The organism is Streptomyces sp. NPDC034099, from assembly GCF_055575415.1.
On the sequence record NZ_JBVISR010000006.1, the window covers coordinates 96,884 to 121,434 of the forward strand.

22 protein-coding genes, 2 tRNA genes and 1 pseudogene are annotated in these 24,551 nt (G+C 72.4%); 11 read left to right on the plus strand and 14 right to left on the minus strand.

Annotated features, from left to right (window positions below; translation table 11 throughout):
• Positions 1-2: 2 nt before the first annotated feature.
• Entirely contained in the window at positions 3-1,526 is a 1,524-nt protein-coding gene (locus ACZ56V_RS19065) for a long-chain-fatty-acid--CoA ligase (RefSeq protein ID WP_468943619.1), read from the plus strand.
• Between the two features lie 62 nt (positions 1,527-1,588).
• Positions 1,589-2,362 (plus strand): sulfite exporter TauE/SafE family protein, encoded by a 774-nt coding sequence (locus ACZ56V_RS19070; protein ID WP_398916406.1) that lies wholly within the window; start codon positions 1,589-1,591, stop codon positions 2,360-2,362.
• Here ACZ56V_RS19070 and ACZ56V_RS19075 read toward each other — a convergent pair.
• The 3 genes from ACZ56V_RS19075 to ACZ56V_RS19085 form a co-directional block, all read right to left on the minus strand.
• A complete protein-coding gene (locus ACZ56V_RS19075; RefSeq protein WP_468943623.1) occupies positions 2,289-4,409 on the minus strand; it encodes an MDR family MFS transporter in 2,121 nt (706 codons plus the stop codon). The genes ACZ56V_RS19070 and ACZ56V_RS19075 overlap by 74 nt on opposite strands.
• 87 nt (positions 4,410-4,496) lie before the next feature.
• The gene (cobF, locus tag ACZ56V_RS19080) at positions 4,497-5,270 is read right to left on the minus strand and encodes a precorrin-6A synthase (deacetylating) (RefSeq protein ID WP_398916403.1); all 774 of its coding nucleotides are present in this window, start codon (positions 5,268-5,270) and stop codon (positions 4,497-4,499) included.
• A 58-nt stretch (positions 5,271-5,328) separates the two neighbouring features.
• Positions 5,329-5,865 (minus strand): DUF309 domain-containing protein, encoded by a 537-nt coding sequence (locus ACZ56V_RS19085; protein WP_398916401.1) that lies wholly within the window; start codon positions 5,863-5,865, stop codon positions 5,329-5,331.
• Positions 5,866-5,965: 100 nt separating this feature from the next.
• On the opposite strand from ACZ56V_RS19085, the gene ACZ56V_RS19090 reads away from it, so the two are divergent.
• Positions 5,966-6,039, plus strand: a tRNA-Pro gene (locus ACZ56V_RS19090).
• 70 nt (positions 6,040-6,109) lie between these two features.
• Here ACZ56V_RS19090 and ACZ56V_RS19095 read toward each other — a convergent pair.
• Positions 6,110-6,529 (minus strand): annotated as a pseudogene (locus ACZ56V_RS19095) (ankyrin repeat domain-containing protein); the annotation flags it as partial.
• A gap of 97 nt (positions 6,530-6,626) precedes the next feature.
• Between ACZ56V_RS19095 and ACZ56V_RS19100 the strand changes: the two are divergent.
• The gene (locus ACZ56V_RS19100) at positions 6,627-7,613 is read left to right on the plus strand and encodes an aldo/keto reductase (RefSeq protein WP_398916399.1); all 987 of its coding nucleotides are present in this window, start codon (positions 6,627-6,629) and stop codon (positions 7,611-7,613) included.
• A gap of 6 nt (positions 7,614-7,619) precedes the next feature.
• Here the strand turns inward: ACZ56V_RS19100 and ACZ56V_RS19105 are convergent, their stop codons facing one another.
• The 5 genes from ACZ56V_RS19105 to iolC are packed head-to-tail and all read right to left on the minus strand — an operon-like array spanning position 7,620 to position 13,128.
• Complete coding sequence (locus ACZ56V_RS19105; protein WP_398916397.1) at positions 7,620-8,405, minus strand: GntR family transcriptional regulator; 786 nt, start codon at positions 8,403-8,405, stop codon at positions 7,620-7,622.
• A gap of 50 nt (positions 8,406-8,455) precedes the next feature.
• Positions 8,456-10,330 carry a 3D-(3,5/4)-trihydroxycyclohexane-1,2-dione acylhydrolase (decyclizing) gene (gene iolD, locus ACZ56V_RS19110; RefSeq protein WP_467384333.1) on the minus strand — a complete coding sequence of 625 codons (1,875 nt, stop codon included), beginning with the start codon at positions 10,328-10,330 and terminating at the stop codon, positions 8,456-8,458.
• Positions 10,327-11,220 carry a 5-deoxy-glucuronate isomerase gene (gene iolB, locus ACZ56V_RS19115; RefSeq protein ID WP_468943628.1) on the minus strand — a complete coding sequence of 298 codons (894 nt, stop codon included), beginning with the start codon at positions 11,218-11,220 and terminating at the stop codon, positions 10,327-10,329. The genes iolD and iolB overlap by 4 nt, the downstream gene beginning before the upstream one ends.
• Before the next feature lie 35 nt (positions 11,221-11,255).
• Positions 11,256-12,152, minus strand: coding sequence for a Cgl0159 family (beta/alpha)8-fold protein (locus ACZ56V_RS19120; RefSeq protein WP_398916391.1), 897 nt, complete (start codon positions 12,150-12,152; stop codon positions 11,256-11,258).
• 13 nt (positions 12,153-12,165) lie between these two features.
• Positions 12,166-13,128: a 5-dehydro-2-deoxygluconokinase gene (iolC, locus tag ACZ56V_RS19125; RefSeq protein ID WP_398916390.1), complete on the minus strand. Its 963-nt coding sequence runs from the start codon at positions 13,126-13,128 to the stop codon at positions 12,166-12,168.
• Positions 13,129-13,367: 239 nt separating this feature from the next.
• Between iolC and ACZ56V_RS19130 the strand changes: the two genes are divergently transcribed.
• The 5 genes from ACZ56V_RS19130 to ACZ56V_RS19150 all read left to right on the plus strand — a co-directional run bounded on the left by ACZ56V_RS19130 (position 13,368) and on the right by ACZ56V_RS19150 (position 17,909).
• Positions 13,368-14,390 carry a sugar ABC transporter substrate-binding protein gene (locus ACZ56V_RS19130; protein ID WP_104633406.1) on the plus strand — a complete coding sequence of 341 codons (1,023 nt, stop codon included), beginning with the start codon at positions 13,368-13,370 and terminating at the stop codon, positions 14,388-14,390.
• The gene (locus tag ACZ56V_RS19135; RefSeq protein ID WP_468943633.1) at positions 14,390-15,466 is read left to right on the plus strand and encodes an ABC transporter permease; all 1,077 of its coding nucleotides are present in this window, start codon (positions 14,390-14,392) and stop codon (positions 15,464-15,466) included. The genes ACZ56V_RS19130 and ACZ56V_RS19135 overlap by 1 nt, the downstream gene beginning before the upstream one ends.
• Before the next feature lie 6 nt (positions 15,467-15,472).
• Entirely contained in the window at positions 15,473-16,477 is a 1,005-nt protein-coding gene (locus ACZ56V_RS19140) for an ATP-binding cassette domain-containing protein (RefSeq protein WP_467384330.1), read from the plus strand.
• A gap of 2 nt (positions 16,478-16,479) precedes the next feature.
• Positions 16,480-17,382, plus strand: a complete 903-nt coding sequence (locus tag ACZ56V_RS19145) for a sugar phosphate isomerase/epimerase family protein (protein ID WP_468943636.1) — start codon at positions 16,480-16,482, stop codon at positions 17,380-17,382.
• 113 nt (positions 17,383-17,495) lie between these two features.
• The gene (locus ACZ56V_RS19150; protein ID WP_398916384.1) at positions 17,496-17,909 is read left to right on the plus strand and encodes a VOC family protein; all 414 of its coding nucleotides are present in this window, start codon (positions 17,496-17,498) and stop codon (positions 17,907-17,909) included.
• A 36-nt stretch (positions 17,910-17,945) separates the two neighbouring features.
• Here ACZ56V_RS19150 and ACZ56V_RS19155 read toward each other — a convergent pair whose 3' ends face one another.
• Complete coding sequence (locus ACZ56V_RS19155; RefSeq protein WP_467384327.1) at positions 17,946-18,950, minus strand: Gfo/Idh/MocA family protein; 1,005 nt, start codon at positions 18,948-18,950, stop codon at positions 17,946-17,948.
• Between the two features lie 77 nt (positions 18,951-19,027).
• A complete protein-coding gene (locus ACZ56V_RS19160) occupies positions 19,028-20,191 on the minus strand; it encodes a phytanoyl-CoA dioxygenase family protein (protein WP_468943640.1) in 1,164 nt (387 codons plus the stop codon).
• A gap of 132 nt (positions 20,192-20,323) precedes the next feature.
• On the opposite strand from ACZ56V_RS19160, the gene ACZ56V_RS19165 reads away from it, so the two are divergent.
• Entirely contained in the window at positions 20,324-21,370 is a 1,047-nt protein-coding gene (locus ACZ56V_RS19165; RefSeq protein ID WP_468943643.1) for a LacI family DNA-binding transcriptional regulator, read from the plus strand.
• Positions 21,371-21,382: 12 nt separating this feature from the next.
• Here ACZ56V_RS19165 and ACZ56V_RS19170 read toward each other — a convergent pair whose 3' ends face one another.
• The 3 genes from ACZ56V_RS19170 to ACZ56V_RS19180 form a co-directional block, all read right to left on the minus strand.
• A complete protein-coding gene (locus ACZ56V_RS19170; protein WP_468943646.1) occupies positions 21,383-22,546 on the minus strand; it encodes a Gfo/Idh/MocA family protein in 1,164 nt (387 codons plus the stop codon).
• Positions 22,547-22,668: 122 nt separating this feature from the next.
• Positions 22,669-23,022: a cupin domain-containing protein gene (locus ACZ56V_RS19175; RefSeq protein ID WP_468943648.1), complete on the minus strand. Its 354-nt coding sequence runs from the start codon at positions 23,020-23,022 to the stop codon at positions 22,669-22,671.
• A 283-nt stretch (positions 23,023-23,305) separates the two neighbouring features.
• Positions 23,306-24,283, minus strand: a complete 978-nt coding sequence (locus tag ACZ56V_RS19180) for a bile acid:sodium symporter family protein (protein ID WP_398916373.1) — start codon at positions 24,281-24,283, stop codon at positions 23,306-23,308.
• A gap of 189 nt (positions 24,284-24,472) precedes the next feature.
• On the opposite strand from ACZ56V_RS19180, the gene ACZ56V_RS19185 reads away from it, so the two are divergent.
• Positions 24,473-24,546: transfer RNA gene (locus ACZ56V_RS19185), tRNA-Pro, on the plus strand.
• Positions 24,547-24,551 lie beyond the last annotated feature (5 nt).

Genomic DNA, 24,551 nt, shown 5'->3' on the forward strand with positions numbered 1-24,551 from the left:
CCATGGCAACCCTCTCCGTCGCCGCCATCCTGGCCGAGAACGCCCGGCGCCGTCCCGACAAGGAGGCGCTCGTCGAGGGCGACCTGCGGCTGACCTTCGCCGAGGTGTGGCGGCGGGCCCGCGCCCGGGCCGGTGCCCTGGCCGGCCTGGGCGTCCGGCCCGGGGACCGGGTGGCGCTGATGGCACCGAACACCGCCGACTTCCCCGTCGCGTACTACGCCGCCGCCGCGGCCGGAGCCGTCGTGGTGCCGGTGCACCTGCTGCTGTCGGCGGCCGAGGTCGAGCACGTCCTGCGCGACAGCGGTGCCACCCTGCTGCTGTGCCATCCGGCGCAGGCCGGGACCGGAGCGGCCGCCGCGCGGGAGACGGGCGTACGGATGATCACGCTCGGCGAGGAGTTCGACAAGCTCGCCGCGGACGCCGAGCCGCTGCCCTCCTACGTCACCCGCAACGCCGACGACCCGGCCGTCGTCTTCTACACCAGCGGCACGACCGGCGTCCCCAAGGGCGCCGTGCTCAGCCACTTCAACCTGGTGATGAACGCGACGGTCAACGCCTTCGACGCCAACGACATCCGGCCCGACGACGTGGCGCTCGGCGCGCTGCCCCTCTTCCACGCCTTCGGCCAGACGGTCTCCCTGAACTCCACCTGGCGGGCGGGCGCGACCCTCGTCCTGCTGCCGCGCTTCGACGCGGCGCGCGCGATCGAGCTGATGGTGAAGGAGGGCGTCAACACCTTCCACGGGGTGCCGACCATGTTCGTCGCCCTCGCCGCCGCGGCGGCCGGGGCCGGGGCCCTGCCGGAGCTGCGGGTGTGCATCTCCGGCGGCGCCTCGCTGCCGGTGGCCGTCCTCGAACGGTTCGAGGAGGCCTTCGGGGCGAAGATCTACGAGGGGTACGGGCTGTCGGAGACCTCTCCGGCGGCGGCCGTGAACCAGCCGGTGTTCGGCGCCAGGCCCGGCACCATCGGCCACCCGCTGTGGGGCGTCGACGTGGAGATCGCCCGCGCCGAGGTCGAGGGCGCGGTGGAACTGCTGCCGCCCGGCGAGCTGGGCGAGGTCGTCGTCCGCGGCCACAACGTCTTCTCCGGCTACCTCGGCCGCCCCGAGGCCACCGCGGAGGCGCTCGTCGACGGCTGGTTCCGCACCGGGGACCTGGGCACCAAGGACGAGGACGGCTTCCTCAGGATCGTCGACCGGAAGAAGGACGTCATCATCCGGGGCGGCTACAACGTCTATCCGCGGGAGGTCGAGGAGGTGCTGCTGCGCCACCCCGGCATCGCACAGGTCGCCGTCATCGGCCTGCCGGACGAACTGCACGGCGAGGAGGTCTGCGCCGTGGTCGTGCGCGCCCCCGGCACGACGGCCGACGCGGCTTTGGACGCCGGCGAGGTCACCGAGTGGTCCAAGCAGCACCTCGGGCGGCACAAGTACCCGCGCCGGGTCGAGTTCGCGGACGAGCTGCCGCTCGGGCCGAGCATGAAGGTGCTGAAGCGGGAGCTGCGCGTGCGGTACACCGAGCACTAAGGACCGATGGGCGAGACGGTGCTTACCGCGCCGGTGGGCTGCGCATAGCATCGGTCCCCGCAATGGACACCATGACGCTCTGGCACCTCACCGGCTGGGAATTCGCCGCCCTCGCCTTCGCGGCCCTGCTCGTCGGCTTCTCCAAGACCGCGGTGAGCGGGGCCAACACGGTCAGCCTCGCGATCTTCGCGGCGGTCCTGCCCGCCCGCGCCTCCACCGGCATCCTGCTGCCGGTCCTGATCGCCGGTGACATCCTGGCCGTCCTCACCTACCGGCGCCACGCGCACTGGCCCACCCTGTGGCGGCTGTTCCCGGCGGTCGGGGTGGGCGTGGTCGTCGGCACCGTGTTCCTGGTGTGGGCCGACGACGCGGTCGTGCGCACGTCGATCGGCGCGATCCTGCTCTTCATGGCCGGGGTGACGGTGTGGCGCCGGCGGCGGGCCGACGCCGCCGAGCAGCCGGACGAGGTCACCTCGCGCGCCGGCCGGGTGAAGGCCCGTTCGTACGGCGTCCTGGGCGGGTTCACCACGATGGTCGCCAACGCGGGCGGCCCGGTGATGTCGATGTACCTGCTCTCCGCGGGGTTCCGGAAACTCGGCTTCCTGGGCACGTCGGCGTTCTTCTTCCTGATCGTCAACGTCTCCAAGCTGCCCTTCAGCGCGGGGCTCGGCCTGATCGACGGCCGCTCGCTGCTGCTCGACGCGGCGCTGGTCGTGTTCGTGGTGCCCGGCGCGTTCCTCGGCAAATGGGCCGTGAACCGGATCAACCAACGCCTGTTCGAGCGTCTGGTGATCGCGGCGACGGTTGTGGGCGGTCTGCAGCTTTTGCTTGCCTGACCCGCTGTGGGAGACCGTTGCCGAGGTCCTCCACCAGCAGGCGCTTGGCGATGGCGTCGACGGCGGCGCGCAGCTCCGTGTCCGAGGGGCGCCCGACGTCCCGCTCCACCCGGTCCTCCAGCCAGGTCGCCCAGGCCCGGCCGATGACGAGGGCCTCGCGGGCACCCGCGTCGGTGTGGGAGAGCAGGGAGCCGTGCCGGGTCAGGAAACCCTCCTCCACCATCCGGTCGAAGACCGGCAGCAGCACCTCCGGCGGCAGTCGGCGGCGGGCGGCGATCAGGCCGAGGCTGGCGTGCCCGGCCAGCCGGGTGAACAGGTCCACCTGCATCACCGCCCAGGCGCCGGCGACGTCCAGCCGGGTGTCGCTGTCCGCGACGATCCGGCGCGCGGTGTCCAGCTCCGTACCGCCGATGATCTTCCCGACCGAAGCCTCCAGCGTCCGCCTGCTGCTGGCGTCGTGCGGTGAGGCGAAACCCTCGCCCATGTCCGTGGACCCCGCGCGGGCGCTGTCGCGCAGTTGGACCTGCTTGAGGAACAGGGCGACGACGAAGCCCAGGACCGCGACCGGCACCGTCCACAGGAACACGGTCTGGATGGTGTCGGCGTACGCGCCGACGATCGGCGCCGACGCCCGGGGCGGCAACCGGTGCACGCCCTCCGGACTGGTCGACGCCCTGGCGATCACCGACGGGTCGGCGGCCCCGGTGCGGGCCGCCGCCGTGACGCCGTCACGCAGGTTGGGGCCGAGCGCGTTGGCGTAGATCGTGCCGAACACGGCGGTGCCGAAGGAACTGCCCAGCGTGCGGAAGAAGGTGACGCCGGAGGTCGCGGTGCCGAGGTCGGCGTATGCGACGGTGTTCTGCACGGCGATGGTCAGCACCTGCATGGACAGGCCGATCCCCGTGCCGAGGACGAACATGTACAGCGATTCGAGCCCCGCGCCCGTGGCCGGACCCATCAGCGACATCAGGTACAGGCCGAGGCCCATCACCAGCGTGCCCGCGATCGGGAACAGCCGGTACCGCCCCGTCTTGCTGACCACGTTGCCGCTGAACACCGAGGCGATCAGCAGCCCCGCCACCATCGGCAGCGTCCGCACCCCGGAGACGGTGGCCGAGTCCCCGTCCACGTACTGCAGATACGTCGGCAGATACGTCAGCGCGCCCAGCATGGCGAAGCCGACGATGAAGCTGAGGATCGAGCAGACCGTGAACACCGGGTTGGAGAACAGCCGCATCGGCAGCATCGGTTCGGCCGCCCGGGTCTCCACCCGGCAGAACACGCCGAGCGCGATCAGCCCGCCCGCGAACAGGCCGATGATCACGGCCGAGCCCCACGCGTACTCGTTGCCGCCCCAGCTGGTCGCCAGGATCAGCGCGCTGGCGCCGACCGCGACCAGCGCGATGCCCAGGTAGTCGATGACGGGACGGGCCGCCGACTTCACCACCGGGATGGTGCGGGCGGCGGCGATCACGACGACGACCGCGATGGGCACGTTGACGTAGAAGGCCCAGCGCCAGGACAGGTGGTCGGTGAACAGCCCGCCCAGCAGCGGCCCGATGACGGTCGCGACCCCGAACACCGCGCCGATCGCGCCCTGGTACTTGCCCCGCTCCCGCAGCGGGATGACGTCCGCGATCAGCGCCATCGACGTCACCATCAGGCCGCCCGCGCCGACGCCCTGCACCGCCCGCCAGAGGATCAGCAGCGGCATGTTGGTCGCGAGCCCGCACAGGAACGAGCCGGTGATGAACACGACCGCGGACACCTGGAAGACCACCTTGCGGCCGAACAGGTCACCGAACTTGCCGACCAGCACCGTCGCGACGGTCTCCGCCAGCAGGTACGAGGTCACCACCCACGACATGTGCTCGGCACCGCCCAGGTCCGACACGATCGTGGGCAGCGCGGTGCCCACGATCGTCTGGTCCAGGGCCGCGAGGAGCATGCCGAGCATGATCGTGACGAAGACGACGTTGCGGCGCCGCCGGTCCAGCACGGGCGGCTCGGCGGCGGCGGTCCGCGGCGATTCCTCGGCGACTGTCACACGGTCACGATCACACCGGTGCACCGGCCACGCATGCGGGGACGGTCCGCCCGGGTGTGCCCGGGGACCCGGTCGGGACCGGCCCGGTCAGCGGTCGCCGGGGTTGCGCCGCAGCAGGTACGTGTCCATGATCCAGCCCTTGCGCTCCCGCGCCTCGGCGCGCAGCCGCTCGATGCGGGGCGCGGCCTCGGCGATCGGGCCGGAGTCGAGGATCTCGTCCGGGGTGCCCAGGTAGGCGCCCCAGTAGATGTCGATGTCCTGGTCCGCGTACTGCCGGAAGGTCTGGTGGGCGTCGAGCATCACGACGACGTCGTCCGCGTCCTCGGGGAAGCCCTCGGCGAGCCGCCGCCCCGTGGTGATCTGCACCGGGCGCGCCACCCGGTTCAGCCCGGTCCGGTGCCGGGCGACCAGCGAGGAGACGCTGCTGATGCCGGGCACCACGTCGTACTCGAACGCCACCGAGCCGCGCTCCAGGATCTCCTCCAGGATGCCCAGCGTGCTGTCGTAGAGCGCCGGATCGCCCCACACCAGGAACGCGCCGCTCTCGTCCTCGCCCAGCTCCTCGGCGATCAGCCGCTCGTAGATGCCCGCGCGGGCACTGCGCCAGTCCCCGACCGCGGGCGAGTACGCCGCCCCGCCCGCGCCGCGGTCCCGCTCGGGGTCGCGCGCCTCGACGACCCGGTACGTCCCCTCCGGTACGTGCGTCTCCAGCATGTCCCGGCGCAGCCGCACCAGGTCGGCCTTCGCCTCGCCCTTGTCCAGGACGAAGAACACGTCCGTGCTCCGCAGCGCCGCGACTGCCTGGAGCGTCAGCTGGTCGGGGTCGCCCGCGCCGATTCCGATCACATGAATGGTCCGCACGCCACGAGTCTGCCGTACGCCACCGGCAACGCCCCGGCCGGGCTGCCCCGGCGCGGGTTCAGCCCCGCAGCCGGGGTGCCCGCGCCGCCGCGTCCACGGTCCCGCCGCCCTCCACCTCACCGGCCAGCTCCCGGGCCCAGCCGGCGACCGCCCCCAGATCCATCCCGTACGGCCGCTCCCGCCCGGCCGATGCCGCCCACCCGGTCACGGCGCCCGCCCCGCGCCGCAACAGCCTGGCCCCGCCGGTGACATTGCCGCGCGCCGAGTGCGTGAGGCCGACGGCCAGCTGCGCCATGCCCCGCCACAGCTCCCGCTCCTCCTCGGGCCCCGACTTCCAGGCGTCCTCGAAGACCTCGTGCGCGTGGAACGGCTTCCCGTCGTCCAGCAGCCGCTGCGCCTCGGCGACGGTTTCCTCCGGGGCCCGTACGACGCCCTCGGGCTGGCGGGCCACGCCGTCCGCGCCGTACGGCAGCGGGCGTCCGAGCCCGTCCCGCGGCCGGGCGTTGCGCGCCCGGCCCTCGTCGTCACGGTCCCGCCCCTCCACCGGGCGGTCGGAGGCGGTGCGGTCCACGGGGTTGTCGGCAGGGCTGTCCATGGGACCGATTGTCCCTCGCCGGCGCCCGCTTAGGCGTCGCCCGGTGTGTGGGGTAAAGTGCTGTCCGCGTGATCGCGCGGTACACCGCGCGTGAGCACACCGGGACGTGGCGCAGCTTGGTAGCGCACTTGACTGGGGGTCAAGGGGTCGCAGGTTCAAATCCTGTCGTCCCGACGGTGTGAAGGGCCTGCACGGACGTGAGTCCGGGCAGGCCCTTCTTCGTGCCGTCTCCTCGCGGTGGTCGGTCCCGCTTCCGTGCCCCCGCGGTGACGAGCAGGTCCGCCGTGTCCGGGTGCGGGCCCTTCGACGCCCAGTCCAGTGGGGTCCAGCCGGTGCCGTAGTCCTCCCGCAGGTTGGGGTCTGCCCCGTGGTCGAGGAGTGCGCGGACGGCCTCCGTGTGTCCCCAGCAGGCCGCGACGCACAGTGGTGTGCCCTCCGAGCCGGTCCCGCTCTCCGTGTCCGGCCGGGCTCCGGCCGCGAGCAGTACGCGGACGATGTCGGCGGCCCCGTGCACGGACGCCACGTACAGCGGGGTGCTCCCCGCCGGGTCCGCCGTCTCGGCGGGTGCTCCGGCGCGCAGCGCGGCCCGCACTCGCGACAGGTCGCCGACGAGCGCGGCGTCGACGAGACGCCGGGAGAGCTTCTTGTGCTTTCGCCTGTTCACGCGAGCCGAGACTACTGAGCGCTTGACTTGAAGCGCACTCCAAATTGAAGACTCCTCGGCGTACCCGGACGACCGGGAACGAATGGGGAGGAACACCATGAAGTACCGCATCATAGGCACCGATCCGGCGCACCGCCGTGAGGTGAGTGTGCTCGCGCTCGGCGCGATGCTGTTCGGCTCGCAGACCGACGAGCGGACCTCGTTCGCCGTCCTCGACCGCTATGTGGAGGCCGGCGGGAACTTCATCGACACCGCCGACAACTACGCTTTTTGGACCGACGGCGGCCAGGGCGGCCAGAGCGAGGAACTCCTCGGGCGCTGGCGGCGCAGCCGCGGGGTCGGCGACGAGGTCGTGATCGCCACCAAGCTCGGCGCCCGTCCGCTGGCACCCGGCACCCACTACACCGACAACCCGGAGGGCCTGTCGGCCAAGGTGATCCGCGAGGCCGCCGACCGCAGCCGGGAACGGCTCGGCGTGGAGAAGCTGGACCTGCTCTACGCGCACCTCGACGACTTCACCGTGGAGCAGCGCGAGACCGTCGAGGGGTTCGGCGCCCTGGTCGCGGAGGGCACGGTAGGACTGCTCGGCGTCAGCAACCAGGCGATGTGGCGCGTCGAGCGGGCCCGGGCCCTGGCCGCCGCGGCCGGACTGCCCGGCTACGAGGTGCTGCAGTACCAGCACAGCCATCTGCGGCCCCGCTTCGACGTGCCCGGCGAGTTCTCCCCGTACGGCAGCCTCGCCCACGCCGGCGCCGAACTCCTCGGCTACCTGCGGGCCGAGCCGGAGCTGACCCTGGTCGCCTACTCGCCGCTGCTGGCCGGTGCCTACGTCCGCGAGGACAAGCCGCTGCCCCCGGACTACGACCACCCCGGCACCCCGGCCCGGCTCGCCGTGCTCCGCGAGGTCGCCCGGGAGGCCGGGGCCACGGTCAACCAGGTCGTCCTCGCCTGGCAGATCGGCGCCGAACTGCCGATCGTGCCGCTGGCCGGGGCCTCGTCGGTGGCGCAGCTGGAGGAGAACCTGGCGGCCGTGGAGCTGGAACTGACGGCGGACCAGCGTGCCCGCCTGGACGCGGTCCACTGATGCCGGTCAGTTCCTGACCAGCAGCTGGAAGTCGAACGCGTACCGGGACGCGCGGTAGACGTGCGTCCCGTACTCGACCGGCCGTCCGGTGTCGTCGTACGCGATCCGCCGCATGGTGAGCAGCGCGGCGCCCTCCTGCTCGCCGAGGAGCCCGGCCTCCTCGCGGGAGGCGATGCGGGCGCCGACGGTCTGGCGGGCGCTGTGCAGGGTGATGCCACGGGAGCGCATCATCCGGTACAGACCGGTCGACTCCAGCCGGGCGTCGTCGAGTTCCAGCAGGCCCGCCGGGAGGTGGTTGCACAGCATCGCCACCGGCTGCCCGTGGGTGAGGCGCAGCCGCTCCAGGACGGCGACCTCGGTGCCCTCCGGGACGCCGAGGGCCGCCGCGACCTCGGCGGTGGCAGGGACGCGCTCGTTGCGCACCACCCGGGTGCCGGGGCCCTGCCCGGCCGCCTCCAGGTCGTCGTAGAGACTGCTCAGTTCCAGCGGGCGCTTGACCTGGCTGTGCACCACCTGGGTGCCGACCCCGCGCCGCCGTACCAGGAGCCCCTTGTCGACCAGCGACTGGATGGCCTGCCGGACGGTCGGCCGGGACAGGCCGAGGCGGACGGAGAGGTCGACCTCGTTGCCCAGCAGGTTCCCCGGCGCGAGCACGCCGTGCTCGATCGCCGCCTCCAGCTGCTGGGCCAGCTGGTAGTAGAGCGGCACCGGGCTGCCGCGGTCCAGGGCGAAGTCCAGGGTGCCGATCGCGGGGGCGGTCACGGCACGTGCGGGGTCGCCGGTCTTCGCCATGGACGTACCTCCCTTGCGTAGGGGACGGGCTGTCGGAGGAGCCGAGAGCGTCAGAGGTGGCGACGGCGATCGGCGACCGCGCGCTCGTAGGCCGCCCGCGCGTCCGTGGCGGCCTCGCGGGCCGACACCTCGGCCACCGGCACGTCCCACCATGCCTGAGCCGGGAGGGCGTCGGACGCGGGCGCCGTCTCGACGTACACACACGTCGGGCGGGTCGCCGCGCGGGCCGTCGACAGCGCCTCGCGCAGCTCCCGCACCGTCTTGGCGCGCAGCACGTCCATGCCGAGGCTGGCCGCGTTGGCCGCGAGGTCGACGGGGAGCGGGGCGCCGGTGAAGGAGCCGTCGGCGACGCGGTGGCGGTAGTCGGTGCCGAAGCGCTCGGCACCCACCGACTCGGACAGGCCGCCGATGGACGCGTAGCCGTGGTTCTGGACCAGGACCAGCTTCACCGGCAGGTTCTCCTGGACCGCCGTGACGATCTCCGTCGGGTTCATCAGGTACGTGCCGTCGCCGACCAGGGCCCACACGGGGACGTCGGGCGCGGCCTGCTGGACGCCGAGCGCGGCCGGGATCTCGTAGCCCATGCAGGAGTAGCCGTACTCCAGGTGGTACTGGCGCGGGGAGCGGGCCCGCCACAGCTTGTGCAGGTCGCCGGGGAGCGAACCGGCCGCGTTGATCACCACGTCCTCGTCGCCGACGACCGCGTCCAGCGCGCCCAGCACCTGCGTCTGGGTCGGCACCGCGCCGTCGTCGTCGGCGCGGAAGGCCGCCTCGACCGTCTCGTCCCAACGGGCCTTCCCCGTGCGGTACTCGCTCTCGTACGCCGCGTCCACCCGGTGCCCGGCCAGCGCCTCCGTCAGCGCGGCGAGTCCCGACCGGGCGTCGCACACCAGGGTGCCGGCGGCGAGCTTGTGGGCGTCGAAGGCGGTGATGTTGAGGTTCAGGAAGCGCACGCCGGGGTGCTGGAAGAGGGTGCCGGAGGCCGTGGTGAAGTCCGAGTAGCGGGTGCCGACGCCGATCACCAGGTCCGCGGTGCGGGCCAGGGCGTCGCTGACCGCGGTGCCGGTGTGGCCGATGCCGCCGAGGTCCGCCGGGTGGTCGTGGCGCAGCGCGCCCTTGCCGGCCTGGGTGGATGCGACCGGGATGCCGGTGGCGTCCACCAGCGCCTTCAGCGCCTGCTCGGCCTCGCTGTGGTGGACACCGCCGCCCGCGACGATCAGCGGGCGGGCGGCGGCGCGGACCGCCCGGACGGCCTCGGCCAGCTCCGCCGGGTCGGGCGCCGGGCGGCGCACCCGCCAGACACGGTCGGCGAAGAACTCCTCCGGCCAGTCGTACGCCTCCGCCTGCACGTCCTGCGGCAGCGCGAGGGTGACCGCGCCGGTCTCCGCCGGGTCGCTGAGCACGCGCATCGCCCGGAGCGCGGAGGCGAGGAGCGCCTCGGGGCGGGTGATCCGGTCGAAGTAGCGGGACACGGGCCGCAGGGCGTCGTTGACGGACACGTCGGCCTCGACCGGGTGCTCCAGCTGCTGGAGCAGCGGGTCGGCGGCGTGCGAGGCGAAGTAGTCGCCGGGCAGGAGCAGCACCGGCAGCCGGTTGATCGTGGCGAGGGCGGCGCCGGTGACCAGGTTGGTGGCGCCGGGGCCGATGGACGTCGTCACCGCCTGCGCGGACAGGCGGCCCAGTTGCCGGGCGTGGCCGACGGCCGCGTGCACCATGGCCTGTTCGTTGCGGCCCTGGTGGTACGGCATCGCCTCGCGGTACTCGACGAGCGCCTGGCCGAGGCCGGCCACGTTGCCGTGGCCGAAGATGCCCCAGGTGCCGGCGATCAGACGGTGCCGCACGCCGTCGCGTTCGGTGTACTGCGCGGCCAGGAAGCGCACCAGGGCCTGGGCGGTGGTCAGTCGGCGGGTGGCGGCGGCGCTCATGCGGACCTCTCCGGTGCGGTGTAGAGGGGGAGCCGGGGGTCGACCGGCTGCTCGGGCCAGGTGTCGCGGATCCACGCGTGGTCGGGGTGGTCGCAGATCAGCCAGGCGCGTTCGGGCTCCGGCCCGGCCATGACGTTGAGGTAGTACATGTGGTGGCCGGGGACCGCCATCGACGGCCCGTGCCAGCCGTCGGGGATCAGCACGACGTCCCCGTCGCGCACTTCGGCGAGCACGTCGGTTCCCTGTCCCTGTCCGGAGGGGGAGACGCGCTGGTAGCCGAGGCCCGGGGTGCCGTCGTGGTCCGCGAACTCGAAGTAGTAGATCTCCTCCAGCACCGACTCCTCGCCGGGCCGGTGCTCGTCGTGCTTGTGGGGCGGGAAGGAGGACCAGTTGCCGCCCGGCGTGAGCACCTCGACCGCGATCAGCCTGTCGCACTCGAACACCCCCGCCGCGCCGAAGTTGTTGACCTGCCGTGAACAGTTCCCGGTGCCCCGCAGCTCCACCGGCACCGAGGACGCCGGGACGTACCGGGCGGGCAGACGGCGGGTGCAGCGGGCGCCGGTCAGGGCGAACCGGCCGCCGCCGGTGGACGTCAGGGTCGTACGGGCGTCGCGCGGCACGTACGCGAAGTCGGTGACAGCGCTGAACACGTCGGCACGGCCGTCGAGTTCGAAGGTGTCATGGCCGAAGTCGTCGGCGGTCGCGACCGTGCAGCCGCCGCTCAGCGGCAGGACGATCCACTCGCTCCCGCCGCTGTCGAAGGTGTGGCCGGCGCCGGGGGCCAGGTCCACGACCCGCAGGCCGGAGTAGCCCCAGCCCGCGCTCTCGGGCGTCACGTCCACGGTGTACGGGCCGTCCGCCGGCTTGCCCACGGGAAGGTGATACGTCATCGTCCGCTCCTCCGCCTCTCCTCGGTCACACCCGGTCACAGCAGTCCGACGGCCGTGTCCACGGCCTGTTCCACGCTGCCCCCGGCCGGGTAGAGCAGCGAGCGGCCGACGACCATGCCCTGCACGGTGGGCAGCCGCAGGGCCTTGCGCCAGCGTTCGTAGGCCGCGGTCTGGTCCGCGGGGGAGCCTCCTATGTCGCCGCCGAGCAGCACCGCGGGCAGCGTGGAGGTCTCCAGGACCTCGGCCATGTCGTCCGGGTCGTGGGTGACGGGCAGTTTCAGCCAGGTGTAGGCGGAGGTGCCGCCGAGACCGGAGGCGATCGCGATGGAGCGGGTGACGGCCTCGGCCGACAGGTCGTTGCGCACCCGGCCCTCGATCCGGCGGGAGATGAACGGCTCCACGAACAGCGGCAGTTCGCGTGCCGCCATGGCGTCGACCGCCCGGGCGCTCGCCTCCAGCGTGGCCAGCGAGCCGGGGTCGTCGTAGTCGATGCGCAGCAGCAGCTTGCCCGCGTCGAAGCGCAGCCGGGCGATGTCCTCGGCGCGGTGGCCGGTGAAGCGGTCGTCCATCTCGAAGGCGGCGCCCGCGAGTCCGCCGCGGTTCATCGAACCCATGACGACCTTGTTCTCCAGCACCCCGAGCAGCAGCAGGTCCTCCAGCACGTCCGCGGTGGCGAGCACCCCGTCGACGCCGGGCCGGGACAGCGCGGTGCACAGGCGTTCCAGCAGGTCGGCCCGGTTGGCCATGGCGAGCCTGCGGTCGCCGACGCCGAGCGCGCCGCGCGCCGGATGGTCGGCGGCCACGATCATCAGGCGGCCGGAGTCGCCGATCAGCGGGCGGCGTACCCGGCGGGCCGCGGCCTCGGCGATCGCCTCCGGGTGCCGGGCTCGGACCGCGGTGAGGTCCGGGATGCTGGAGATGCTGGGGGACAAGACGAAGCTCCGTTCAGGGAGTGGCTCGCGCGAGGAGGTCGTCGACCTCCGCCTCGGTGGGCATCGCGGAGGAACAGGCGAGACGGGAGGCGACCAGGGCGCCGGCCGCGTTGGCGTACCGCATGATCCGCTCCAGCTCCCAGCCGGAGAGCAGACCGTGGCACAGGGAGCCGCCGAACGCGTCGCCCGCACCGAGTCCGTTGACCACCTCGACCGGGACCGGCGGCACCTCGGCCCACCGGCCGTCGCGGTGCACGGCGAGGACACCCTCGGGGCCCTGCTTGACGACGGCCAGTTCCACCCCGGCCGCCAGCAGCGCCTCGGCGCAGGCGCGGGGTTCGCGCACACCCGTGGCGATCTCGCACTCGTCCAGGTTGCCGACCGCGACGGTCGCGTGCCGGAGCGCCTCGGCGTAGTACGGGCGGGCCTGGTCCGGGTCGGCCCAGAACATGGGGCGCCAGTCCAGGTCGAAGACCGTGGTGCCCGACTTCGCGCGGTGGGCGAGGGCGGCCAGCGTCGCCGTACGGCTCGGTTCCTCGCTCAGCCCGGTGCCGGTCATCCAGAAGATCGAGGCCGCGCGGATCGCGTCCAGGTCCAGCTCCTCCGGGTGGATCTCCAGGTCGGGAGCCTTGGGGCGGCGGTAGAAGTACAGCGGAAAGTCGTCCGGCGGGAAGATCTCGCAGAACGTCACCGGGGTCGGGTACGCGGCGACCGGGGTGACCCAGCGGTCGTCGACGCCGAACTCCTTCAGCGCGCCGTGCAGATAGGCGCCGAAGGGGTCGTCGCCGGTGCGGGTGACGACGGCCGTGGCGCGGCCGAGCCGGGCGGCGGCGACCGCCACGTTGGACGCCGAACCGCCGAGAAACTTGCCGAAGGTCTCAACCTCCGCCAGGGGTACGCCCGTCTGCAAAGGATAGAGATCGACCCCGATGCGGCCCATCGTGATCAGATCGAAACGCGGGACTGACTCGGCCATGTGCGACGCTCCTCGGGCTGGGCGGGGGCCTGCCGCCTCCCAGGTGTATGACTCCTGGACGACGCTGTCAAGACTTTGTACTTACATTCGGACCTGCGAGTGAAATGATGTCTTGACAAAGTATTGACAGTGGGCGTCTCAAGGACTTGTATCCGGTCCCAGTGCAGCAACAGCCATTCTTCTCGGGTCTGGCACACGGCTCTCCCGTCGCACAGTCGCACAGTGAGGTGCAGGAAAAGATGGACCGCTCTTCGCACGCCCGCTCCCGCAGATTCGCCCCCGCCGTGGCCCTCGCGGCCGCCGCGGCCCTGACCCTCGCCGGCTGTTCCAGCAGCTCGGGCGGGAAGAAGGCCGACGAGGAGGGCGACTCGGGGGCCTCCGCGGGCAAGGCGAACACCCCCCGCATGACCGTCGCCCTGGTCACCCACCAGGCGCCCGGCGACACCTTCTGGGACATCGTCCGCAAGGGCGCCCAGGCCGCCGCCGACAAGGACAACGTCAAGCTCGTCTACTCGGCCGACCCGAACGCGGGCAACCAGGCCAACCTGGTGCAGAACGCGATCGACCAGAAGGTCGACGGCATCGCCGTCACCCTCGCCAAGCCGGACGCCATGCGGAGCGTCCTCGCCAAGGCGGAGAAGGCCGGCATACCCGTGGTCGGGCTCAACTCCGGTCTGGCGGACTGGAAGAAGCTCGGCCTGATGGAGTTCTTCGGCCAGGACGAGACCGTGGCCGGCGAGGCGCTCGGCAAGCGGCTCAACGAGGACGGGGCCAAGAAGGCCGTCTGCGTCATCCACGAGCAGGGCAACGTCGGTCTGACCCAGCGCTGCGACGGCGTGAAGAAGACCTTCGAGGGGTCCCTTGAGAACCTCTACGTCAACGGCACCGACATGCCCTCGGTGAAGTCGACCATCACCGCCAAGCTCAAGCAGGACGGCGACATCGACCACCTCGTCACGCTCGGCGCCCCCTTCGCCATGACCGCCGTGCAGTCGGTGGACGAGTCCGGCGGCAAGGCCAAGGTCGCCACCTTCGACCTCAACAAGGAACTGACCGGCGCCATCGACAAGGGCGACATCGAGTTCGCCGTCGACCAGCAGCCCTACCTCCAGGGCTACCTGGCGGTCGACGGACTGTGGCTCTACAAGAACAACGGCAACTACAGCGGCGGCGGTGAGCAGCCGGTGCTGACCGGCCCGGCCTTCGTCGACAAGTCCAACGTCAAGGCCGTCGCCGAGTTCGCCTCGAAGGGCACCCGGTGATGAGCATGGCCAGGCAGGCTGAGCCGGCGGTGACCACACCGCCGACCCCCGGCCCCCAGCAGACCGACGGGCGGACCCGGGAGCGCCCCCTTGCGCTGCGGCTGCTCGCCCGGCCCGAGGTCGGGGTCTTCCTCGGCGCCGTCGCCGTGTTCGTCTTCTTCCTGATCGCCGCCCCCACGCTCCGCGACGGCGGCTCCATGGCGACGGTGCTGTACCAGTCGTCCACCATCGGCATCATGGCGCTCCCCGTCGCCCTGCTGATGATCGGCGGCGAGTTCGACCTGTCGGCCGGTGTCGCCGTGGTCACCTCGGCGCTCACCGCCGGCATGCTCAGCTACCAGCTGACCATGAACGTCTGGATGGGCGTGGTCGTCGCCCTCGTGGCCTCGCTCGCCGTCGGCGCCTTCAACGGCTGGGTGCTGGTGAAGACCGGACTGCCCAGCTTCCTGGTGACGCTGGCCACCTTCCTGGTCCTCCAGGGCGTCAACCTCGCCGTCACCAAGCTCGTCACCGGCAACGTCGCCACCGACGACATCAGCGACATGGACGGCTTCGACCAGGCCAAGGCGCTGTTCGCCTCGTCCTTCGACGTCGGCGGCGTCGAGGTGAAGATCACGGTCGTGTGGTGGCTGGTCTTCGCGGCGCTGGCCACCTGGGTACTGCTGCGCACCAAGTACGGCAACTGGATCTTCGCCGTCGGCGGCAGCCAGGAGTCCGCCCGCGCGGTCGGCGTGCCGGTCACCTTCACCAAGATCACGCTCTTCATGCTGGTCGGCTTCGGCGCCTGGTTCGTCGGCATGCACCAGCTGTTCTCCTTCAACACCGTGCAGTCGGGTGAGGGCGTCGGCCAGGAGCTGATCTACATCGCCGCGGCCGTCATCGGCGGCTGTCTGCTCACCGGCGGCTACGGCTCCGCCATCGGCCCCGTCTTCGGCGCCTTCATGTTCGGCATGGTGAACCAGGGCATCGTCTTCGCGGGCTGGAACCCCGACTGGTTCAAGGCCTTCCTCGGCGTGATGCTCCTCGGCGCCGTCCTCATCAACCTGTACGTCCGCCGCGCCGCGACCCGGAGGTGATCGGAAATGACCAGCAAGACCCCCGCAGCCCCCGGCACCCACGGCGCCGTCCTCGCCGACCCCGCACCCGAGCAGGACCGCCCGCTCGTCGAACTGCGCCGCGCCGGCAAGTCCTACGGCAACATCCGCGCCCTGCACGGAGTCGACCTCGCCGTCCACCCCGGCAGGGTGACCTGCGTGCTCGGTGACAACGGTGCCGGCAAGTCCACCCTCATCAAGATCATCTCCGGGCTGCACCAGCACACCGAGGGCGAGTTCCTCGTCGACGGCGACGCCGTGCGCTTCGCCACCCCGCGCGACGCCCTCGGCCGCGGCATCGCCACGGTCTACCAGGACCTCGCGACCGTCCCGCTGATGCCGGTGTGGCGCAACTTCTTCCTCGGCTCCGAGATGACCAAGGGCCCCTGGCCCGTGCGCCGCCTCGACATCGCCCGCATGAAGCGGACCGCCGACGAGGAACTGCGCAACATGGGCATCGTCCTGGACGACCTCGAACAGCCCATCGGCACCCTCTCCGGCGGCCAGCGCCAGTGCGTCGCCATCGCCCGCGCCGTCTACTTCGGCGCCCGCGTCCTCATCCTCGACGAGCCCACCGCCGCCCTCGGCGTCAAGCAGTCCGGCGTGGTCCTCAAGTACATCGCCGCCGCCCGCGAACGCGGACTCGGCGTCATCTTCATCACCCACAACCCCCACCACGCCTACATGGTCGGCGACCACTTCAGCGTGCTGCGCCTGGGCACCCTCGAACTGAGCGCCGCCCGCGCCGACATCACCCTCGAAGCACTCACCAACCACATGGCCGGCGGTGCCGAACTCGCCGCACTCAAGCACGAGCTGGCGCAGGTCGGCGGGGTCGACGTCCAGGCGCTGCCCGACGACACGGGCGATGCGGCGAGGGCCACCGCGCCCGATACTGCCGACAGGACCGACGCCGCCGCCTCCGATTCCGCCGCATCCGGCGACGCCGCCTCCGAAAGCACCGCATCCGGTACCGCCGAAGGGAAGGCCTGAGCATGCCCTCTGCCCTCGACCGCATCCGCGTCGGCTCGGCCCCCGACTCCTGGGGCGTCTGGTTCCCCGACGACCCCCGGCAGGTGCCGTGGGAACGGTTCCTGGACGAGGTCACCGAGGCCGGCTACGACTGGATCGAGCTGGGCCCCTACGGCTACCTCCCCACCGATCCCGCCCGGCTCACCGACGAGGTGACCCGGCGCGGGCTCAGGGTCTCCGCGGGCACCATCTTCTGCGGGCTGCACCGCGGGCCCTCCGAGTGGGACGCCACCTGGGAACAGGTCAGCCGCGTCGCCGCCCTCACCCGGGCCATGGACGCCAAGCACGTCGTCGTCATCCCGTCCTTCTGGCGCGACGACAAGACCGCCGAGATCCTGGAGCCGCCGGAGCTGACCGGCGAGCAGTGGACCCACCTCACCCGCGGCATGGAGCGCCTCGGCCGCGAGGTGCGGGAGACCTACGGCCTGGACATCGTCGTCCACCCGCACGCCGACACCCACATCGACACCGAGGAGCACGTCGAGCGCTTCCTCGACGCCACCGACTCCGACCTGGTGAACCTCTGCCTGGACACCGGCCACTACGCCTACTGCGGAGGCGACAGCGTCAAGCTGATCGAGACCTACGGCGAGCGCATCGGCTACCTGCACCTCAAGCAGGTCGACCCGGAGATCCTCGCCGGGGTGCGGGAGGGCGGGGTGCCGTTCGGCCCGGCCGTGCAGCGCGGCGTGATGTGCGAGCCGCCGGGCGGAGTGCCGGAGCTGGGCCCGGTGCTCACGGCGGCCCAGGAACTCGGTGTGGACCTGTTCGCCATCGTCGAGCAGGACATGTACCCCTGCGAGCCGGACAAGCCGCTGCCCATCGCCGTGCGCACCCGGAAGTTCCTGCGCTCCTGCGGCGCCTGAGACGGGCCGCGCCGGCGGGGGAGTCCCGCCGGTGCCCCGCTCGGCGGGCCGATGTCAGTGCCGCGCGCTAGCGTGCGCAGCACTGACACCTCGTCCCGTACCGGGAGGCACCCATGTCCTCGCGTCTCAACCCGTACCTCAGCTTCGACGGCGACGCCCGACAGGCGATGGAGTTCTACGAGCAGGTGTTCGGCGGCACGCTGGCGCTGAACACCTTCGGCGAGTCCGGCATGCCGGACCCCGCGTACGCCGACAAGATCATGCACGCCATGCTGGAAACCCCGGGCGGCTTCACCCTGATGGCCTCCGACACCCCACCCGGAATGGAGTACAGGCCGGGCAGCAACTTCTCGGTGAGTCTCAGCGGCGACGACGCGGCCGAGCTGCGCGGCTACTGGGAGAAGCTGTCCGCCGGCGGATCCGTCGCCGTGGCCCTGGAGAAGCAGATGTGGGGCGACGTCTTCGGCATGTGCACGGACCGCTTCGGCGTCCCCTGGATGGTGAACATCAGCGAACCGGCGAGCTGACAGAGCCCGCCGGACCGTGAGCCCGCCCCACCCCGCTCAGCCGCGCCGTACCTCCGCGATCGTCACCGGACGGTGCTCGCGCAGCGACAGGGTGCACGCCTCGGCGATCCAGCCCGCCTCCAGCGCGTCCTCGATCGTGCAGGGGGAGGTGCGGGTCCCGGCGACGACCTCGGTGAACGCGGTCAGCTCGGCGCGGTAGGCGGCGGCGAAGCGGTCCATGAAGAAGTCGTGGGGAGTACCGGACGGGAAGGTCGCACCCGGCTCGACCGACCGCAGCGGCAGCCTGTCCTCCAGCCCGACGGCGATCGAGTCGTCGAAGCCGTGGATCTCCATCCGGACGTCGTGACCGCGGCCATTGTGGCGGCTGTTGGAGACCACGGCGAGGGTGCCGTCGTCCAGGGTGAGGACCGCGCCGGTGGTGTCCGCGTCGCCCGCCTCCCTGATGTAGTCCGCGCCGCGGTTGCCGCCGACGGCGTACACCTCGCTCACCTCCCGCCCGGTCACCCAGCGGATGATGTCGAAGTCGTGCACCGAGCAGTCCCGGAAGATGCCCCCGGATGCGGCGACGTACGCGGCGGGCGGCGGCGCCGGGTCCAGCGTGGTCGACCGTACGGTGTGCAGCGTGCCCAGCTCGCCGCTGCGCACGGCGGCCCGTGCGGCGGCGAACCCGGCGTCGAAACGGCGGTTGTAGCCGATCTGGACCGGCACGTCGCGGCCCGCGATCGCCTTGAGGACCTCGACGCCCTCGGCCATGGTGCGGGCGACGGGCTTCTCGCAGAAGACGGGCACACCGGCCTCCACGGCGGCGAGGATCAGGTCCGGGTGGGCGTCGGTCGCCGCCGCGACCACCACACCGTCCACACCGGCGGCCAGCACCGCCTCGGGCGAGTCCGCGACCTCGGCGCCGAAGTGCTCGGCGGCGGCCTTCGCGGCGTCCGCGAACGGGTCGGCGACGACGAGTGAGCCGACGGCGTCGAGCCCGGCGAGGGTCTCGGCGTGGAAGGCGCCGATGCGGCCGAGGCCGAGGATTCCGATACGCATGTGCTGTGCTGCTCCTTGCTCGGGGTGTGCGGGACGTGGGGTGTCCGTGCCGGGGCCCGTGCCCCGTACGCCCCCGTTCACCGGCTCTCTCGTCGTGCCCGGCCCGCCCGCAGTTCCGCGCGCAGCGCCTGTGGCGTCCACTCCTCGCGCAGCGCCCGCCGCACGAGATCCGCCTGGGAGTCCGGCGCCAGGCCGTCGACCGGCGGGTCGCGGTCGAGGTTGGTGGGGAAGGGGTACCCCTCCGCGCTCGCGGCGACCACCTGCTCCAGCCACCGCCCGTCCACCCCCTCGGCCTTCCGCTTCAGCAGGACCGGGTAGACGGCGTCCACCACCGCCTCCCGGTCCACCGTCTCCATGGCCCGGCCGAACGCGGAGGAGATCTGCAGCAGGTTGGCCATGCGGCGGATGTCCGCGGAGCGGTTGGCGCCGGCCGCGTGGAACAGCGCGGGGTTGAAGAACACCGCGTCGCCCTTGGCCAGCGGCAGCTGGACGTGCTGCGCCTCGAAGTAGGCCCGGAACTCCGGCAGCCGCCAGGCCAGGTAGCCCGGCTCGTACTTCTGGGAGTGCGGCAGGTACATCGTGGGTCCCGACTCCACCGGCATGTCGCAGTGCGCGACCGCGCCCTGGAGCGTGAGCACCGGGGAGAGGCGGTGTACGTGCGCCGGGTACGCGGCGGCGGCCTCGCCCGAGAGGAAGCCCAGGTGGTAGTCGCGGTGCACGGTCTGGGCGGCACCGCCCGGGTTGACCACGTTGATCTGCGAGGTGACCTGGTAGCCGGGGCCGAGCCAGGCGCGGGCGACCAGGGCCAGCGCGTCGTCGGCGTAGTACTCGGCGAACGCCTCCGGGTCGCGCAGGGCCGTCTTCTCCAGCGCGTTCCACACCCGGTCGTTGGCCCCGGGCGCGGCGAAGTGGTCACCGGCGGCGGTCCCCGCGGCGCGCTGCTCGGAGATCAGCGCGTCGAACACGGCGGTGGCCCGGTCGACCACCGCCGGGTCCGGGAAGGCACCCTCGACGACGATGATGCCGGGGCCGTCGGCGAGGGCGTGGACGAGTTCGGCCGCCGTCTCAGGGTCGTCGCGCAGTTCCCCGGCGTCGTACACGGGGACGTTCCGCTCCACCGCGGCGGCGCGCGGGTACGCGGCCGGGTCGGTCCGCTGCTCGACGAGCGCGCGGAAGGCGCCGAGATCGCAGTCGCGTGCGGACAGTTGGGCGCGGTGGGCGGGGACGGGGGCTGCGGACATCGTCGTCCTTTCGCTGACAGGGGCGACGCGGTGCTGTCATTCTTGTCCTGACAAACGCGTCGAACAACCAGCAGGCGGCCATCAAAAACCCCTCAAAGACCGCCGGGCGGACGAAACCAAGGAGCCGGTCACATGGGGCACCCCTTCCCGATCCGGGAGATCGCACGGCAGGCGGGCTTGAGCGAGGCCACCGTCGACCGGGTGCTCAACGGCCGCGGCGGTGTACGCGAGAGCACCGCGTACGAGGTGCGCCGGGCCATCGCCGACCTGGACCGCCAGCGCACCCAGGTCCGGCTGGTCGGCCGCACGTTCATGTGCGACATCGTGATGCAGGCGCCGGAGCGCTTCTCCACCGCCGTGCGGGCCGCGCTGGAGGCCGAACTGCCCGCGCTGCACCCCGCCGTGGTGCGCTGCCGCTTCCACTTCCGCGAGACCGGCCCGGCCGGGGAGCTGACCCGCACCCTGGACCGGATCGCCCGGCGCGGCTCCCAGGGGGTGATCCTCAAGGCCCCGGACGTCCCCGAAATGACCGCCGCGGTGAGCCGGCTGACCGCCGCGGGCGTCCCCGTCGTCACCCTGGCGACGGACCTGCCGACCAGCCCCCGGGTGGCCTACGTCGGCATCGACGACCGGGCGGCAGGCGCGACCGCCGCCTACCTCATGGGCCAGTGGCTCGGCGACCGCCCCGGCCATGTCCTCACCAGCCTCAGCAGCGGCTTCTTCCGCAACGAGGAGGAGCGCGAGATGGGCTTCCGCGGCGTCATGCGGGCCCGGCACCCCGAGCGGGCCCTCGTCGAGATCGCCGAGGGCCAGGGCCTGGACGCCACCCAGTACGACCTGGTGCGGGCCGCGCTGGAACGCGACCCGGAGATCCGGGCGGTCTACTCGATGGGCGGCGGCAACATCGCCACCCTGCGCGCCTTCGCGGACCTCGGCCGCCCCTGCGAGGTGTTCGTCGCCCACGATCTCGACCAGGACAACACCCGCCTGCTGCGCGAGCGGCGCCTGTCCGTCGTCCTCCACCACGACCTGCGCCAGGACCTGCGGGAGGCCTGCCGCCACGTGATGCGGGCCCACGGCGCCCTGCCGTCCGCCGGTCCGGCGCGGCCGTCGGCGATCCAGGTCGTCACCCCGCACAACATGCCTGCCGACACGCCCTTCGACGCCGCGCCCCGGTGAGACGCGGCGCCGTCACCCGGACGTCTCGGGACCGACCCAGGTGCCGCTCCGGGCCGACCGCGTCATGGCCTCCAGCACGGCCGCGCTGTGCACGGCGTCCGCCAGGGTGGCGCCGTACGGGGTGCCCTCCGCGATCGAGCGCAGGAAGCGGTGGGCCTCCACCACCTTCAGGTCGTCGTACCCCATGGCGTTCGCGGCCCCCGGCTGGAAGGCGGCGAACTCGCCGTGCCCGGGGCCGACGTACACCGTGCCGACCGGCTGGTCCTGGTACTCCGTGCCGCGGCTGACGCCCAGTTCGTTCATGCGGCGGAAGTCCCAGAACACCGCGCCCCTGGTGCCGTGCACCTCGAAGCCGTAGTTGTTCTGCTCGCCGACGGAGACCCGGCAGGCCTCCAGGACACCGCGGGCGCCGGAGGCGAAGCGCAGCAGACAGTTGACGTAGTCCTCGTTCTCGACCGGGCCCAACTCACCGCCCGTGGCACGCGCGTGACCGGCGGTGGCGGCGGCGGGACGGGCCCGCTCCGGCAGGAAGACCGCCGTGTCGGCGGTCAGCGACGCGATGTCGCCGAGCAGGAACCGGGCCAGGTCCGCGCCGTGCGAGGCCAGGTCGCCGAGCACCCCGCTGCCCCCGCGCTCCCGCTCGTAGCGCCAGGTCAGCGCGCCTTCCGGGTGGGCCGCGTAGTCACTGAAGAGGCGGATGCGGGCATGGGTGACGCTGCCGATCTCGCCGGCGGCGATCAGGTCGCGAGCGGTCTCCACGGCGGGGGCGTTGCGGTAGTTGAAGCCGACCGTGCCCTGCACACCGGCCTCGGCCACCGCGTCCGCCACCGCCCGCGCGTCGGCGGCGGACAGACCGACCGGCTTCTCCACCCAGATGTGCTTGCCCGCCCCGGCCATCGCGACGGCGATCTCGCGGTGCAGGAAGTTGGGGGCCGTGATGCTGACCGCGCGCACCCGCGGGTCCGCCGCCACCTCGCGCCAGTCGCGGGTCGTCGAGGCGAACCCGAACTGGGCGGCGGCCTCCTCGGCCCGCCCCGGCACCTCCTCGGCGACCGTCACCAACTCCGGGCGCAGCGCGAGATGCGGATAGTGGTGGCGGACCCGGGCGTACGCCTGGGTGTGCACCCGGCCCATCCAGCCGAAACCGACGACGGCGACACCGAGTGCCTCGACCATGAGAGCCCCTCTTCGGACCTGTCCGTGAGCTGTCCAGCGTGATCTGTCCAGGCAACCCTGGGCGGGCTTCGGCATCATGTCAACCTTTTGACAGGACAAACCCCCGAGATCCGGGACCGGCCTCAGGGGCGGCCGAGGTCGATCGCGTACGCCTTGCGCAGCGTCTCGTGCACCGTCCACGTCGTGCGGTCGCCCTCGCGCAGAACGGCCAGGTCGCCCGGTCCGACCGTGAGCGTCGGACCGCCCGCCACCTCGATGGTGGCCGAGCCGCTGAGCACGACGAACACCTCGTCCGCCTCGGTGTCGGTGACCACGCCCGGGGTGATCTGCCAGACGCCGCGCACCCGGCGCCCGTCCGGCGACTCCCAGACCACCTTGCCGGTCACCTCGGGGGTGCCGGACACGATCTGTTCGGGGGCGAGCGGCTCGGGTTCGAGCCGGGCGTCGGGCACGTGGACAACGAAGCTGTGGGTCATGCCGCGACGCTAGCCGGGTCCTGCTGGGCGCCGGGGGAGACAGGGTGTGGGGCATCCGGCCCGGCAGGCGGACACTTCGTCGCGGCCCGCGCGGGCGCGAACAGCACGGCCACCGACCCGACCGAGACGAAACTGATCCCCGCCCACTGAAAGCGCCCTGAAGGGGCGCGGGGCTGTGACATCGTGCGGCTCCGCCGCGCGGGCGCGACCAGCCACCACGCACCCGCAGCCGGACAGCGGCCCCGGCGAAATGGCGCCCCCGCTCAGCCGACCGCAGGTCAGGTCACCGCCCCCGCCGCGACATCCACGCGGCGACCACCGCACCGGACACGTTGTGCCAGACGGAGAAGACCGCCGCCGGCAACGCGGCCAGGGGACTGAAATGGGCGGTGGCCAGCGACGCCGCGAGGCCGGAGTTCTGCATGCCGACCTCGAAGGCCATGGCGCGGCTGCCCGGCTCGCCCAGCCGCCCGAGGCGCCCCGCGCCGTAGCCGAGGGCCAGACCGAGCCCGTTGTGCAGGACGACGGCGACGAACACCAGACCCGCGGCCGACTTGATGGCGTCCGCGCTGCCCGCCACGACGACCGCCACGATCACGGAGATCGTCAGCGCGGACAGCCAGGGCAGCGCCGGCAGCGCCCGCTGCACGTACCGTCCGGCGAGCAGACGTACGACGACGCCCGCGAGGACCGGCAGCAGCACCGTCTTGAGGATGTCGGTGACCATGGACCCGGCGTCCACCGGGAGGTACTCGCCGGCCAGCAGCAGGGTCAGCGGCGGGGTGACCAGCGGGGCGACCAGCGTGGACACGGTCGCGACGGAGACGGACAGGGCGACGTCGCCGCGGGCCAGGTAGGTCACCACGTTGGAGGCCGTACCGCTGGGCGCGCAGCCCACCAGGATGACGCCGGCGGCGAGCTGCGGCGGCAGGTCGAGCAGGTGGGCGATCGCCCAGCCGAGCCCCGGCATGATGACGTAGTGCGCGGCGAGCCCGAGCGCCACCGCCCAGGGCCGCTTCACGACTCCGCGGAAGTCCTCCGGGGTCATGGTGATGCCCATGCAGAACATCACGACACCCAGCAGGTAGGGCACCGCCTCGCTCCACCCGGTGAAACTCCCGGGGAGCAGCAGGCCGAGGGCGCCGGCCAGGAGGACGAGGACCGGGAAGACGGTCACGGCCCGCCGCGCGGAGCGGTCGCCGGTGACGTCGTCACCGAGGTGTTCGTCGCGTTCGCTGTTTGCGGTTCTTTCGGTTCGCACCGTGCGAGACAACGCCTGGTGGGCGGGGTGACGCAAAGGCGTCTCGCGATGTGATCATCCCATCCGGTCCCGTGCCGAAAGGCGCTCGCCCGCCGGGCACCCGCCGAACAGGGCCTGGGCGGCCCCCGTCCCACCGCGCGGATGGGGTAGGCTTGACCAGCGCGATCACGGAAAACGCGGATCGCACACCGGGACGTGGCGCAGCTTGGTAGCGCACTTGACTGGGGGTCAAGGGGTCGCAGGTTCAAATCCTGTCGTCCCGACGGTG

Bases quoted from the DNA above. Each gene is read 5' to 3' on its own strand.
- iolD (WP_467384333.1), bottom strand. From the start codon at position 10,330: ATGAGCGCCGCCGCCACCCGCCGACTGACCACCGCCCAGGCCCTGGTG.
- ACZ56V_RS19105 (WP_398916397.1), bottom strand. From the start codon at position 8,405: ATGGCGAAGACCGGCGACCCCGCACGTGCCGTGACCGCCCCCGCGATC.
- ACZ56V_RS19160 (WP_468943640.1), bottom strand. From the start codon at position 20,191: ATGTCCGCAGCCCCCGTCCCCGCCCACCGCGCCCAACTGTCCGCACGC.
- ACZ56V_RS19085 (WP_398916401.1), bottom strand. From the start codon at position 5,865: ATGGACAGCCCTGCCGACAACCCCGTGGACCGCACCGCCTCCGACCGC.
- ACZ56V_RS19175 (WP_468943648.1), bottom strand. From the start codon at position 23,022: ATGACCCACAGCTTCGTTGTCCACGTGCCCGACGCCCGGCTCGAACCC.
- ACZ56V_RS19140 (WP_467384330.1), top strand. From the start codon at position 15,473: ATGACCAGCAAGACCCCCGCAGCCCCCGGCACCCACGGCGCCGTCCTC.
- ACZ56V_RS19170 (WP_468943646.1), bottom strand. From the start codon at position 22,546: ATGGTCGAGGCACTCGGTGTCGCCGTCGTCGGTTTCGGCTGGATGGGC.
- ACZ56V_RS19155 (WP_467384327.1), bottom strand. From the start codon at position 18,950: ATGCGTATCGGAATCCTCGGCCTCGGCCGCATCGGCGCCTTCCACGCC.
- iolC (WP_398916390.1), bottom strand. From the start codon at position 13,128: ATGGCCGAGTCAGTCCCGCGTTTCGATCTGATCACGATGGGCCGCATC.
- ACZ56V_RS19135 (WP_468943633.1), top strand. From the start codon at position 14,390: ATGAGCATGGCCAGGCAGGCTGAGCCGGCGGTGACCACACCGCCGACC.
- ACZ56V_RS19130 (WP_104633406.1), top strand. From the start codon at position 13,368: ATGGACCGCTCTTCGCACGCCCGCTCCCGCAGATTCGCCCCCGCCGTG.
- iolB (WP_468943628.1), bottom strand. From the start codon at position 11,220: ATGACGTATCACCTTCCCGTGGGCAAGCCGGCGGACGGCCCGTACACC.
- ACZ56V_RS19165 (WP_468943643.1), top strand. From the start codon at position 20,324: ATGGGGCACCCCTTCCCGATCCGGGAGATCGCACGGCAGGCGGGCTTG.
- ACZ56V_RS19145 (WP_468943636.1), top strand. From the start codon at position 16,480: ATGCCCTCTGCCCTCGACCGCATCCGCGTCGGCTCGGCCCCCGACTCC.
- ACZ56V_RS19065 (WP_468943619.1), top strand. From the start codon at position 3: ATGGCAACCCTCTCCGTCGCCGCCATCCTGGCCGAGAACGCCCGGCGC.
- ACZ56V_RS19150 (WP_398916384.1), top strand. From the start codon at position 17,496: ATGTCCTCGCGTCTCAACCCGTACCTCAGCTTCGACGGCGACGCCCGA.
- ACZ56V_RS19070 (WP_398916406.1), top strand. From the start codon at position 1,589: ATGGACACCATGACGCTCTGGCACCTCACCGGCTGGGAATTCGCCGCC.
- ACZ56V_RS19100 (WP_398916399.1), top strand. From the start codon at position 6,627: ATGAAGTACCGCATCATAGGCACCGATCCGGCGCACCGCCGTGAGGTG.